The organism is Halomonas sabkhae, assembly GCF_030409265.1.
GTDB lineage: Bacteria > Pseudomonadota > Gammaproteobacteria > Pseudomonadales > Halomonadaceae > Halomonas > Halomonas halmophila.
On sequence record NZ_JAUFPM010000017.1, the window covers coordinates 253,501 to 265,742 of the forward strand.

General features: G+C 62.4%; 13 protein-coding genes. 4 read left to right on the top strand and 9 right to left on the bottom strand.

All coding sequences use genetic code 11. From position 1 onward, the window contains the following. The first annotated feature begins 41 nt into the window (after positions 1-41). Positions 42-995 (top strand): MrcB family domain-containing protein, encoded by a 954-nt coding sequence (locus QWY79_RS11955; protein ID WP_290273005.1) that lies wholly within the window; start codon positions 42-44, stop codon positions 993-995. Positions 996-1,095: 100 nt separating this feature from the next. Next, positions 1,096-1,668, top strand: coding sequence for a DUF6037 family protein (locus QWY79_RS11960; protein WP_290273007.1), 573 nt, complete (start codon positions 1,096-1,098; stop codon positions 1,666-1,668). 234 nt (positions 1,669-1,902) lie between these two features. Here the strand turns inward: QWY79_RS11960 and QWY79_RS11965 are convergent, their stop codons facing one another. From QWY79_RS11965 to QWY79_RS12005, 9 genes are all read right to left on the bottom strand, one after another. After that, positions 1,903-2,646, bottom strand: a complete 744-nt coding sequence (locus QWY79_RS11965) for a dienelactone hydrolase family protein (protein WP_290273009.1) — start codon at positions 2,644-2,646, stop codon at positions 1,903-1,905. Between the two features lie 91 nt (positions 2,647-2,737). Then, on the bottom strand, positions 2,738-3,130 hold the full coding sequence (locus QWY79_RS11970; protein WP_290273011.1) for a gamma-glutamylcyclotransferase family protein: 393 nt from the start codon (positions 3,128-3,130) through the stop codon (positions 2,738-2,740). A gap of 51 nt (positions 3,131-3,181) precedes the next feature. Further along, positions 3,182-3,595 carry a cytidine deaminase gene (gene cdd, locus QWY79_RS11975; protein ID WP_290273013.1) on the bottom strand — a complete coding sequence of 138 codons (414 nt, stop codon included), beginning with the start codon at positions 3,593-3,595 and terminating at the stop codon, positions 3,182-3,184. After that, entirely contained in the window at positions 3,592-4,320 is a 729-nt protein-coding gene (gene deoD / locus QWY79_RS11980; protein WP_290273015.1) for a purine-nucleoside phosphorylase, read from the bottom strand. Before deoD ends, cdd begins: the two co-directional genes overlap by 4 nt. A 3-nt stretch (positions 4,321-4,323) precedes the next feature. Then, a complete protein-coding gene (locus tag QWY79_RS11985) occupies positions 4,324-5,535 on the bottom strand; it encodes a phosphopentomutase (RefSeq protein WP_290273017.1) in 1,212 nt (403 codons plus the stop codon). Continuing rightward, complete coding sequence (gene deoA / locus QWY79_RS11990) at positions 5,532-6,857, bottom strand: thymidine phosphorylase (protein ID WP_290273019.1); 1,326 nt, start codon at positions 6,855-6,857, stop codon at positions 5,532-5,534. Before deoA ends, QWY79_RS11985 begins: the two co-directional genes overlap by 4 nt. Beyond that, positions 6,857-7,651, bottom strand: a complete 795-nt coding sequence (deoC, locus tag QWY79_RS11995; protein ID WP_141317646.1) for a deoxyribose-phosphate aldolase — start codon at positions 7,649-7,651, stop codon at positions 6,857-6,859. Before deoC ends, deoA begins: the two co-directional genes overlap by 1 nt. A 115-nt stretch (positions 7,652-7,766) precedes the next feature. Continuing rightward, the gene (locus QWY79_RS12000; RefSeq protein WP_290273021.1) at positions 7,767-9,032 is read right to left on the bottom strand and encodes a NupC/NupG family nucleoside CNT transporter; all 1,266 of its coding nucleotides are present in this window, start codon (positions 9,030-9,032) and stop codon (positions 7,767-7,769) included. A gap of 77 nt (positions 9,033-9,109) precedes the next feature. Continuing rightward, the gene (locus QWY79_RS12005; protein ID WP_290273023.1) at positions 9,110-9,934 is read right to left on the bottom strand and encodes an outer membrane protein OmpK; all 825 of its coding nucleotides are present in this window, start codon (positions 9,932-9,934) and stop codon (positions 9,110-9,112) included. A gap of 253 nt (positions 9,935-10,187) precedes the next feature. On the opposite strand from QWY79_RS12005, the gene QWY79_RS12010 reads away from it, so the two are divergent. Together QWY79_RS12010 and cyoA are read left to right on the top strand one after the other, a co-directional pair. Further along, positions 10,188-10,910, top strand: a complete 723-nt coding sequence (locus tag QWY79_RS12010; RefSeq protein WP_290273025.1) for a DeoR family transcriptional regulator — start codon at positions 10,188-10,190, stop codon at positions 10,908-10,910. Between the two features lie 278 nt (positions 10,911-11,188). Then, positions 11,189-12,241 carry a ubiquinol oxidase subunit II gene (cyoA, locus tag QWY79_RS12015; RefSeq protein ID WP_290273027.1) on the top strand — a complete coding sequence of 351 codons (1,053 nt, stop codon included), beginning with the start codon at positions 11,189-11,191 and terminating at the stop codon, positions 12,239-12,241. The last annotated feature ends 1 nt before the right edge of the window (position 12,242 follow it).

A 12,242-nucleotide genomic window follows, 5' to 3' on the forward strand; every position in this document is an offset into this window, starting at 1 on the left:
CGCCAGGCAACGTGCCAAAAAGTTAAAGAAGAAGGAAAAATATGAGTCTGAATGCTGCCCTCAATATCTTTCTCGAAGAGTACCCAAAGGCTAAAACACAACCACTGCAGGGAAACTCAGTAGCGGAATTCATAAGAACAGAAATCCCTCAAGCGATCCACCAGGTCATTGGCGAAAACGACAGATATTTAGTTCATGGGAGTCCGGGAAAGGGGAATTGGGCGACAGTGCCTTGGGCTGCAATCTACGATAGGTTTATTACTGAGAGCGCGCAGAGCGGATTCTATATTGTCTACCTCGTCACAGAAGATTTTTCTGGGATATATATATCCTTAAATCAGGGTGTGACAGCTATTCGAAGGCTGTATGGTTCTCAACGAAAGTACGCCTTACGTACGAGAGCATCAGATTACGCCGCTCGTATCGGAAAAGTGGATGCTGACATCGAGCTTGGACCTATTGACCTTAAGGCGTCGAAAGGCTCAAGCCTCTCGGCAGATTACCAGCAGGGCTCCATTTGCGCCAGATACTATGAGCGTGGCGCAATCCCGGGGGATGTCGAGCTGGGAAACGATCTCCAGAGATTTATGGAGTTGTATGTGAATTTGGCAACAAAGGAGCTGGCGCCTCTCGGCTTGGCGTCAGCGGAAGACGATGAAGCTGGCCTTGATACTGAAGATGCTACGCTACTCCGAGAGCATAAGCGAATCGAGAGGAACCGCAAATTGGCTGAGAAGGCTAAGAAAGCCAATGGCTATACTTGCCAGGCCTGCGGGTTCAACTTCGAAGAACATTACGGAGAGATTGGTCGTCGTTTCATCGAGGCACACCATTTGGTACCGGTCCGTAACTTAAAGGGCCAGAAGGTAACGCTAGACCCAAAGAACGATTTTTCTGTTCTGTGCTCTAACTGTCATCGCATGATACATCGTTCGGAATTCGTGGATGAAGTTTCTGAGTTTCGTGCCAAATATGTAACCAAAGGCGAGCGCTAAAAAGCCGCTCAAGCGGGACAGCTTAAAGCGCAGCTCCTTATGTCACCGCGCTTTAAGCTGCCGCTTAGCTCCGCCGTTATGAGTAGGATGGAGTCTGTTAATGAAATTAGAAGGATTAGTCGATCTGTATCGGAGCATGAAGTCTAAAGATATTGATCGATACCGCTTCTCCTACAGGTCCGGGAAAGCACTGTTTGATGTTTTCTTTTTTGTTGATGAAAGCCCTTTTGTTCTTCTTTTTGGGGTGAAGTCTGAAAATTTCAGCTTTGAGATAGTGGTGGAGAGAGGTTTCGATATTGATACTAGGCTTGATCGCGATACCTACAAAGAGCTCTGCCGGGTCCTGGCTTTAGAATACGATCCAGATAGGCCTTTCAGTCCATGGAGCTTCTTTAGAGAATTCAACGAAAATATCCCAAATCAAGCGCTTGCAGCGCAAGAGGCGGCACCACACGAAGTTGCAGACTATCGCTCAGTTTCTGAAGAGGCTGACAAAATTTACTTTCTCGGTTGGCGAGACAATACCAAGCGCGAAGAGCAAGTAGGTGACTTGAATCTTGAAAAAACAAGAAGGCTGTTAGGGGAGAAAGCCTTTGAGAGGTGTAAACAAAAGAATATTAGTAGTTGCTGGACTGATAATAAGAAGATTGCAAAGGATGTTACGTTGCCGTGAAATTTACTCATAACAATTCGCTGTTGCCGGACAATTTTTACACCGCTGCGCAGCTCCAAAATTGCCGCAAAGCCAAGCGTTATATCAGCATGATCTAAACGTCAGCTCTTGGCCGAACGAAGACACCCGTCAGATGACGGTGCCGCCTCTCTCGATCATTTCTTCAGCTGAGTTATGTCCGGCATGCTGGTCCTATGCCTCATGGGACCAGCATGCTGGAGGTGGTAGGCGGCCTTACAGGGTTTCTTCCAGCAGCGTTGCCAGGCGTTTGTAGTGCAGTTCATCGGCTTCGGGGTGGTAGGAGCCGGTGGCGTCCTTGGCGGTGTAGCCGTGGGGGGCGCCCTTGTAGAGTTCGGTTGTGAAGTGCACGCCGGCGTTGGCCAGGGCTTCGTCCAGGCGAGCGATCTGGTCGGCGGGGAGCAGTTCGTCCTTGTCGGCGTGGCCGAAGTAGACACGTGCCTGGATATTGCCCACCACCTGAACGGGGCTGTTGTCGTCGTCGGCTTTGGCCAGGTTGGCGGAGTGGAAGCCGGCCGCGGCGACGATTCGCTCGGGGTGCTCGGCCGCCATGCGCAGTGCGAAGCCGCCGGTCAGGCAGTAGCCGACCACGGCGATGCCGCCGTCGGCGAATTCGGGGGCGGCGTCGATGCCGTCAAGCCAGGCGGTGAAATCGCGGGATTGGGCCTCGGGCGTGAGGTGGCCGGCGTATTCGACCAGGCTCGGCCGGATATCCGGGTCGCGGAAGGACTTGCCTTCCGGCACGATGATGCCGGCCGCGTCGCGGTAGTAGATGTTGGGCATCAGCACGGCGTAACCGTTGTCCGCGATGCGCTGGGCCTTCTCGAGGTAGCAGGGGCGCACGGCGCCGATATCGGAGAGGAGTATCACGGCCGGCAGGGGGCCGTCGGCGTCAGCGGGCGTGACGATGTGGGCGTCGATGGTGCCGTCGGCGGCGGGGATATCGATGACGCGAGACATGGGGGCTCCGTGGGGTCGGTGGTAAGGGGCGAATCTAACGGGAGACAGGCGCGCTTGGCCAGACCATTATGCGCTGGTTCCCATGTTCAGCTTAACCCGTGGGCCGCCAGCTACCTTCACGAATGGCTGGACAACCACTGACGTCGTGGTTGTAGAGATACAGCCAGGCTGGGCCGAAGGCGGTGGCATGAATGGCTCGGTCGTAATCGCCATGGGCCGGCGCGCGGACACGATAGCCTTCCAGACGATCGAGGCCGGTGAAGATGCGGGTGCTGACGCGATACACCTCCACTTCCACGCCGTGGGATGGTTCGGCCTTGGCGCCGGGGCAGTGGCCCAGATCATAGAGCGTGGCGGTGGTCAGTCGGTCCGTGCCTACGAAGGTCGCGCCGTCCAGCCAGTGGTGATTGCGCAGGCCGCGTTTCAGCGTGCCGTAGACGGCGACCAGGGGCGTGCGAGCGATGGCGAGAGCGGGACTCTGCATGAGGTCACTTCCGCGTTACAGGCTGGCCGGCCGGGCCGACCGGCCATGAGATCATCCGTCGAGTTGCAGATTATCGGGGCCAAAGGCGTCCGGCAGCAACTGTTCCAGGGTGTAGCGCTTGAGCAATCGGCCCTCGGCATCGACCACGTGAATGCGTGTCCGGTCGTCGGCGAATTCGCGGATGCGCTGGCGGCAGTCGCCGCAGGGCGTACACAGGTGCTCGCCGGGGCCGATGACATAGACGTCCTGCAGGCGCCGCTCGCCGGCACTGGCCATGGCGGCGATGGCCGAGGCTTCGGCGCACAGCCCCTTGTAGTGCGCCACTTCGACATTGGCGCCGCTGTAGCGGGTGCCGCTCTCGCTGACGATCAGCGCGCCCACCGGATGCCGGGAGTAGGGCACATAGGCGCGGTCGCGCACGGCGACCAGGGCGCTGACGATCTCCGCCTCCACTGATTCGCTCATGCCGCACCTCCGGCGTCATCGCGCAGCACGCTGTCCAGGGCGATACGCATCATGTCATCGAAGGTGGTGGCGCGGTCGTCGCTGGACAGGGAGTCGCCCTTGACGATGTGATCGGAGACGGTGCAGATGGTGGTGGCACGCGCGCCGAACTCGGCGGCGACGCCATACAGGCCGGCGGCTTCCATCTCGACGCCGACGATGCCGTAGCGGCGCATCATCTCGACCATCTCGGGACGCGGGTCATAGAACAGGTCGGCGGAGAAGATGTTGCCGACCTTGACCGGAATGCCGTGATCACGCGCGGCATCGGCGGCGTGGCGGGTCATCTCGAAGTCGGCGATGGCGCCCAGGTCGTTGCCCAGAAAGCGCGTGCGGTTGACCCCGGAGTCAGTGCTGGCACCCATGCCGATGACCACGTCGCGGACGTTGACGTCGTCGCGCACGGCGCCGCAGGAGCCCACGCGGATCAGTCGCTCGACGCCGAACTCGGTGATCAGTTCCTTGGCATAGATGGACACCGAGGGGATGCCCATGCCGTGGCCCATCACCGAGACCTCACGTCCCTGGTAGGTGCCGGTGTAGCCGTACATGTTGCGCACGTCGTTGACCAGGCGCGGGGCTTCGAGGAAGTTCTCGGCGATATAGCGGGCCCGCAGCGGGTCGCCGGGCATCAGCACGGTGTCGGCGAAGTCGCCGCGCTCGGCCTTGATATGAGGGGTAGCCATGAGTCAGTTCTCCGTCAGAAAGGTCTCGCCGTCGTCCATCGGCGCCAGGTCGAAGTAGTCGGCCAGGCTCTGGCCGATATCGGCGAAGCTGGTGCGCGCGCCCAGGGAACCGGCGGAAAGGCCGCCGCCCAGGGCGAGAATCGGGATGTGCTCGCGGGTATGGTCGCTGCCGTGCCAGGTGGGGTCGCAGCCATGATCGGCGGTCAGGATCAGCAGGTCGTCGTCGCGGAGTCGGGCCAGCACTTCCGGCAGGCGCGCATCGAAGTGCTCGAGGGCGGCGGCATAGCCGTCGACGTCGCGACGGTGGCCGTAGACCATATCGAAATCGACGAAGTTGGTCATGATCAGGCTGCGCTCGCCATCCTCGGCCATGGCGTCGAGGGTGGCGTCGAACAGGGCATCGTGGCCACTGGCCTTGATGCTGCGCGAGATGCCGCAGTGGGCATAGATATCGGCGATCTTGCCGATGGCGGTGACCCGGCCGTCGGCCTCGCAGAGCCGCTGCAGCACGGTGGGCGAGGGCGGCTCGACGCTGTAGTCGCGGCGATTGGCGGTGCGCGCGAACGTGGCGGCATCCTCGCCGTTGAAGGGGCGGGCGATGACGCGGCCGATGTTGTAGGGCTCGAGCAGGCGACGGGCGGTCTCGCAGAGGCGGTAGAGGCGCTCGAGGCCGAAGCTGTCCTCATGGGCGGCAATCTGGAAGACTGAGTCGGCCGAGGTATAGACGATCGGCTGGCCGCTGCGCACATGCTCTTCGCCTAGGCGGGCGATGATCTCGGTGCCCGAGGCATGGCAGTTGCCGATCACGCCGGGCAGCTCGGCCTCGGCAATCAGGGCGTCGAGCAGTTCGGCGGGGAAGCTGTCGTCGGGGTCGCTGAAGTAGCCCCAGTCGAAACGCACCGGCACACCGGCGATTTCCCAGTGCCCCGAGGGCGTATCCTTGCCGGAGGACACCTCGCGGGCATGGCCGTAGGCGCCGCTCACGCTCGTCGGTGGCGTCATGCCTTGCGCCCAGTGGCCGGTGCTCTCGTGGTGGGCGTGGAGCAGGCCCAGCTCGGCCAGATTGGGGAGCTGCAGGGCACCACGCTGTGTCGAAGCGGCGCATTCGCGGGCGATATGGCCCAGGGTGTCGGCGCCGGCATCGCCGAATTGCTCGGCGTCAGGCGCGGCGCCGATGCCGAAGGAATCGAGGACGAGCACGATAGCACGTGTCATGGGGCCTCCCGGCGAATGGTGTCGTGAATCAGGGTCGGTGAAGCGGCTGCCTCACCGAGTTCGATGGCGTCGAGCAGCTGGCGCTCGGCACGCTCGGCGTCCTCCTGGCGGCGGGCATGCAGGGTGGCGAGCGGCTGACCGGCTTCCAGGCGGGTGCCCAGCTCGGCGATATCGGCCAGGCCCACGGCATGGTCGATGGCATCGTCCGGGGAGCGTCGTCCGCCGCCCAGTTCGACCACTGCCATGCCCAGGGCGCGGGTATCCATGGCGCGCAGGTAGCCGCTGCGCGGTGCCAGGACCGGGCGGATGACCGGTGCCGTCGGCAGGTACTGATCCGGCGCGCTGACGAAATCCGTCGGCCCGCCCAGACCGGCCACCATGCGGCCGAAGCGCTCGGCGGCGTCGCCGGAGCTCAGGGCCCGCTCGAGCTGTTGCTCGGCACTCGCCTGATCCTGAGCCAGGCCCCCGGCCATCAGCATCTCGATGGCCAGGTGACGGGTCACCTCGAGCAGCCGGCCGGTGCGGCGCTCGCCGGTGAGCACGGCCAGGGCTTCGCGCACTTCCAGGGCATTGCCCGCGCACGGGGCCAGCGGCTGACTCATGTCGGTGAGCACGGCCGTGGTCGAGGTGCCGGCGCGGCTGGCGACCTCGGCAATGGTCTCGGCCAGTTGGCGAGATGCTTCTGGTGTGGGCATGAAGGCGCCACTGCCGACCTTGACGTCCATGACCAGGCCGTCGAGTCCGCAGGCCAGTTTCTTGCCCAGGATGGACGACACGATCAGCGGCAGCGACTCCACGGTGGCGGTGACATCGCGCACCGCGTAGAGGCGCTTGTCGGCCGGCGCCAGATCGGCGGTCTGGCCGATGATGGCCACGCCGACTTCCTTGACCAGTTGCCGAAAGGTGGCGGTATCCGGCGACACGCTGTAGCCCGGGATGGACTCCAGCTTGTCCAGGGTGCCGCCGGTATGGCCGAGGCCGCGGCCGGAGATCATTGGCACATGGCCGCCGCAGGCGGCAATCCAGGGGCCGAGGATCAACGAGACGACGTCGCCCACGCCGCCGGTGGAGTGCTTGTCGATGACCGGGCCGGGCAGGTCCAGCGCCGCCCAGTCGAGCACATCGCCGGAGTCGCGGATGGCCTCGGTCAACGCCACCGTTTCGGTGGCGTTCATGTCATTCAGGAAGATGGCCATGGCCAGTGCGCCGACCTGGGCATCACTGAGGCGACCATCACTGATGCCGGCGACCAGTGCATTGATGGTCGCGGCATCCAGGGCCTGACCATCGCGTTTGGCGCGAATGGCTTCCTGGGGCAGCATCAGTAATCGACCTCCTCGTCATCATCCAGGCCTTCCATGTCGATACCGCCGACCACGCCGATGGTTTCGAGTAGGTTGTCGAGCAGGCCGGAGGCGCCGAAGCGGAAGTGCTGCGGGCTGACCCAGTTGGCGCCCATGATGCGTTCGGCCAGTTGGATGTATGCCTGGGCATCCTCGGCGGTGCGCACCCCGCCGGCGGCCTTGAAGCCGACTTCGCCGCCATGGTCACGAATGACTTCGAGCATGACTTCGGCGGCTTCCAGGGTGGCATTGACCGACACCTTGCCGGTGGAGGTCTTGAGGAAGTCGGCACCGCCATGGATGGCCAGTTCCGAGGCACGACGAATCAGGGCCGCATCGGCCAGCTCGCCGGTTTCCAGGATAACCTTGAGTGTCTTGCCGCCGGCCGCGGCCTTGCACATTTCGACCAGTTCGCGGCCGGTTTCCTCGTCGCCCTGCTGCAGGGCGCGATAGGGGAATACCACATCGACCTCATCGGCGCCCGAGGCGACGGCCTCGCGGGTCTCGCGGGCGGCGCTCATGACATCGCTGCTGCCATGCGGAAAATTGGTGACCGTGGCGATCTTGATGGTGTCGTTCAGGCGATGCGCGGTGAGCGCGCGACGCGCGGGGACGATGAAGCGTGGATAGATGCAGATAGCCGCCGGATTGCCGACCGGTGTCTTGGCGCGTTGACACAGCGACTCGATACGCGCATCGGTGTCGTCGTCGTTCAAGCTCGTCAGGTCCATCAGTGTCAGTGCCTGACGGGCAGTCCGTGTAAGGTCGTTCATGGCGTGCTCTCTTGAAAGGCATGGGAATGAGCCGCAGGGCTCAATGCTACGGGGCATCGATCGGTTCGCACCGGGCGCGGGGAAAGGGGGCCCGGGGCCCCCTTGCAGGACGTGCTCATGCGCCCAGGGCGATGAAGAAGCCGGCCAGTGTCGCCGACATCAGGTTGGACAGGGTACCTGCCAGAACGGCCCGGATGCCAAATTGCGCGATCTCGTGGCGGCGGCTGGGGGCGATGCTGCCCAGGCCGCCCAGCAGGATGGCAATCGACGACAGGTTGGCAAAACCGCACAGGGCGAAGGACAGTACCGCCTTGGTGTGCGTGGTCATGGCCTCGCCGGTGGCGGCCACGACTTCCTCGCCACTGATGTAGGGCGCCAGGTTGATGTAGGCGACGAACTCGTTGACCACCAGCTTCTGGCCAATGAATGAGCCGGCCAGGGTGGCCTCGGACCAGGGGATGCCCAGCAGGAAGGCCAGGGGCGCGAACAGCCAGCCGAGGATCTGCTCGAGGCTGAGGCTTTCCATGCCGAACCAGCCGCCGACACCGCCGAGGATGCCGTTGAGCAGGGCGATCATGCCGATGAAGGCCAGCAGCATGGCGCCCACATTGGCGGCCAGGCGCAGACCGGAGGAGGCGCCGGAAGCGGCGGCGTCCAGCACGTTGCTGGGCTGATCCTCGGCCTCGAGCTCCTGCTCGGCCGTGGACACGCTGTCGTTGGGCGTCTCGGTCTCGGGCATGATCAGCTTGGCGAACAGCAGCCCGCCCGGCGCGGCCATGAAGGAAGCGGCCACCAGGTATTCCATGGGAATGCCCAGGGCGGCATAGCCGGCCAGCACCGAGCCCGCCACGGAGGCCAGGCCGCCGCACATCACCGCGAACAGCTGCGACTTGGTCATGCGGTTGATGAAGGGGCGTACCACCAGCGGCGCCTCGGTCTGGCCGACGAAGATATTGGCGGTGGCCGACAGCGACTCGGTGCGCGAGGTGCCCAGTGCCTTCTGCAGGGCGCCGCCGAGTAGGCGAATGATCCACTGCATGATGCCCAGGTAGTAGAGCACGGCCGTCAGCGAGGAGAAGAAGATGATGACCGGCAGCACCTTGATGGCGAAGACGAAGCCGACTTCGTCGGTGTTGGCGAGCTTGCCGAATAGGAAGTCGATACCGTCATTGGCATAGGTCACCACCTGGCTGACAGCCTCGGAGACGGTGGCCAGCACGGCCTGACCGAAGGGCACATAGAGCACGAAGGCGCCCAGTCCGGCCTGGATGACAAAGGCGCCGACCACGGTGCGCATGCGGATGGCGCGGCGGTTGACGGAAAACAGCAGGGCAATGGCGATCAGTGTCGCCATGCCGACGAGACTCATGATCAAGGTCATGGCAATGTCCTTGTGGTCGTTGGCATGAGGGCGTCATGGCCCTCATGACCGTATGACGGGTGGCGCAGCCGCGTGGCTTACAGGAAATTGTACTTCAGGGTATAGATCATGGCGTTCTGGTAATCATCGGCCGTCCCCAGCTTGTTGTTGGAGTAGCGGTATTGAATACCTGTCGTGACCTCTTCGACCGGATGCCACCACAGGCCGACGGCGCCGTTGGTGCCGGTGCTGCCGGCCGGGCCATTGACGTAGTTCTGCTGCAGGTATTCGTCGTCTCGATCGAAGGTCTGCTCGTGCCAGTTGCTGACGCTGAAGTTGTGGCCCCAGGCCTGGAAGTCGTAACCCAGCACCCAGCCCAGCATGTAGCCGTTCTGACCACTGTAGGCGTTGTCGTCGCTTTCCACCCAGGCCTTGCCGAGGAAGGGCTTGAACCACAGGCCGTTATCGAAGGTATGGCGGTAGCCGAAGCCGGCGATGAGGTCCTGCTCCTTGCTGTCATAACCATGGTCACGGAAGTCGTAGACATGGAAGTACAGCGAGAAGGGGGTGTCACCCAGGTAGATGTGCGAGGTGGCCTTGCCGGCGCCACGGCGGTTGTCGCGACCATCCTCCTCGGACTGATCGTTCTGCGGGTTCTCGAAGTCGTAGAAGGCGTAGAATTCGCCCCAGTCGAAGCCGACGCCACCCTCGAACTCGAGGTAGAAGAAGTCACCCTTGGCGGCGTTGGTCGAGGTGCGGCTCTCGGTGCCGCTCGACCAGTCGAGGTAGTTGACGGAGACATTGCCGAACGACCAGAGCGGCGTGAAGGCCGAGCCCTCTTCGGCGGTGGCCGGCAGAGAGGCGGCGGCGAGGGCGAGGCCGGTCAGTGGAGCGAGTTGTTTCATGGCAGTCGGGCGCGGCATGGTGGTTTCCCTTGAGTATTGTTGTCGTGTGATGCAAGGCAACTGGAAAGTGGTTCATCACTGACAGCGTGGTTGGTTGCCATCGCCCCGTCAGGCTTGAAGGGACGTGACGCCTCTGTTAATACATTAACGCGCGGATGTTATTTTATTAACATCCAGGGTCGCAACCCTGTCCCGCAAACGCGATGTACACGAGGCGGCGAATGCCTCTCGGCTCGTGGGTCGATTGATGTCAGTGAACGGAGAAGGTAGAGTGAATGAACGCAGTGCAGCGCGTCTCGAGCATCTGAGGGCTTCGTTATCCCGGGGAGGCAGCCTGCGTCTGGCCGAGGCGGCAGTGCTGTGCGGGGTTTCCGAGATGACCATTCGGCGCGACCTGGCCGGTGGCGATAGCGGCCTGGTGCTGGTCGGCGGGCTGCTGATGCAAGCCGATGACCCGCGCCATGCGCCGGCATATGATCTGCTGGCCCAGCATGATCGGCATGCCGAGAGCAAGCAGCGCCTGTGTGACAGGGCCCTGGCCATGCTCGAAGAGGGCGACACCCTGTTCATCGATTGCGGTACCACGCTGATGCCGCTGGCGGCCAACCTGCCGTCGGACCTCTCGCTGACCGTGGTGACCTATGCGCTCAACGTGGCCGAGGCAGTGAGTCAGCGGCCCGGTGTGCGCCTGTGGCTGTCGGGAGGGCTCTATCAGTCATCTTCGCGTTCCTTCGAAGGCGAGGAAATGACCGATACCATCACCCGGCTGGGCATCAACAAGGCCTTCATTTCGGCGGCCGGGGTGCATCCGCGCCAGGGGCTGAGCTGCTTCCATTTTCATGAGGTGGCGCCCAAGCAGGCCGCCATCGCCACTGCCCAGCGGCGCATCCTGGTGGTCGATCCCAGCAAGCATGGCATGGTCAGGCCGGCACGCTTCGCTGACCTGGGCGATATCGACGAGGTCATTTCCGAGGCGGATGTCGCATCGGTGTGACAGGGTGCGACAACCTGCCGCAAATCCGCCCTTCCCATTCTGCGCCCGGACCATCAGAATGTGTGCCTCACGGCACCATCTTCCCGCCCGGCGATGTCGCAGCGAGTCGTTGCCGCGGGTAGCGCGCCGTGACTGAGCCCGAAGCACTCTCCACGACGGTCGTGCAGCACTTGTTTCAAGATGTCCGCGACCCGCGCGGGAGAGCGCTTCGGTGCGTGCATTGCCTGCTGAGCTCAAGCGGGTACGCGTTCGCCGCCAAGCCTTGATGAGGTTGAAACATGAGAAGAAATCCCACCCTGCGCATGCTCGGCGTCCTGCTGCTGCTATCGCTGCCACTGCTGTTGGCGGGCTGCAGTTCGGCGCTGCTGGATCCCAAGGGGCAGATAGGGGAAGAACAGCGCACCCTGATTCTGACTGCCTTTGGTCTGATGCAGATCGTTGTCATCCCGGTCATCGTCATGACGCTGTTGTTCGCCTGGCGGTATCGCCGCGGCAACAAGGATGCGACCTATTCGCCTGACTGGTCTCACTCGAACAAGATCGAGGCGGTCGTCTGGTTCATCCCCTGTGTCATCATTCTTTTCCTGGCCGTTCTGACCTGGTACACCTCGCACAGCCTGGACCCTCACAAGGCCATCGCGCCTGACGAGGATCAGCAGGAGCCGATGGAAATCCAGGCCGTCTCGCTGGACTGGAAATGGCTGTTCATCTATCCCGAACAGGGCATCGCCACGGTCAACGAGGTCGCCTTCCCGGAAGATACGCCGGTACGTTTCCGCGTGACGTCGGGTTCGGTAATGAACTCCTTCTTCATTCCGCGCCTGGGCAGCCAGATCTATGCCATGGCCGGCATGGATAACGACGTCCATCTGGTGGCTGATGAGCCGGGCACCTATGCGGGACGCTCGACCAACTACAGTGGTGCGGGCTTCTCGGGGATGACGTTCGAAGCGCAGGTGGGAACTCAGGAAGAATTCGACGCCTGGGTCGAGGAAGTGAAGTCTTCCTCCCAGTCCTTGAACTTCCCGGAAGAGTACTATGAGCTGGTGTCGCCCAGCGCGAACCACGAGGTCGAGTACTTCGGGGACGTGCCTTCTTCTCTCTACGAGCAGATCCTCAAGAGCTTCCATGCCGGCGGCAGCCACGCCGAGCACATGGATGAGTATGTCGATAACAGTGCTCGAGAAGCGATAGGCCATGGTGGTGGCCATGCTGAGTCCGAGTCCCACGGTGACGAGTCTCACAGTGGTGACGAGTCTCACAGTGACGCCGAGTCTCACAATGATGCCGAGTCTCACGGCGAGTCCATGAGCGCGGAGGCAGCGGAGTAAA

Coding starts and splice junctions, on each gene's coding strand:
- QWY79_RS11955 (WP_290273005.1), top strand. CDS start 42: ATGAGTCTGAATGCTGCCCTCAATATCTTTCTCGAAGAGTACCCAAAG.
- QWY79_RS11960 (WP_290273007.1), top strand. CDS start 1,096: ATGAAATTAGAAGGATTAGTCGATCTGTATCGGAGCATGAAGTCTAAA.
- QWY79_RS11965 (WP_290273009.1), bottom strand. CDS start 2,646: ATGTCTCGCGTCATCGATATCCCCGCCGCCGACGGCACCATCGACGCC.
- QWY79_RS11970 (WP_290273011.1), bottom strand. CDS start 3,130: ATGCAGAGTCCCGCTCTCGCCATCGCTCGCACGCCCCTGGTCGCCGTC.
- cdd (WP_290273013.1), bottom strand. CDS start 3,595: ATGAGCGAATCAGTGGAGGCGGAGATCGTCAGCGCCCTGGTCGCCGTG.
- deoD (WP_290273015.1), bottom strand. CDS start 4,320: ATGGCTACCCCTCATATCAAGGCCGAGCGCGGCGACTTCGCCGACACC.
- QWY79_RS11985 (WP_290273017.1), bottom strand. CDS start 5,535: ATGACACGTGCTATCGTGCTCGTCCTCGATTCCTTCGGCATCGGCGCC.
- deoA (WP_290273019.1), bottom strand. CDS start 6,857: ATGCTGCCCCAGGAAGCCATTCGCGCCAAACGCGATGGTCAGGCCCTG.
- deoC (WP_141317646.1), bottom strand. CDS start 7,651: ATGAACGACCTTACACGGACTGCCCGTCAGGCACTGACACTGATGGAC.
- QWY79_RS12000 (WP_290273021.1), bottom strand. CDS start 9,032: ATGACCTTGATCATGAGTCTCGTCGGCATGGCGACACTGATCGCCATT.
- QWY79_RS12005 (WP_290273023.1), bottom strand. CDS start 9,934: ATGCCGCGCCCGACTGCCATGAAACAACTCGCTCCACTGACCGGCCTC.
- cyoA (WP_290273027.1), top strand. CDS start 11,189: ATGAGAAGAAATCCCACCCTGCGCATGCTCGGCGTCCTGCTGCTGCTA.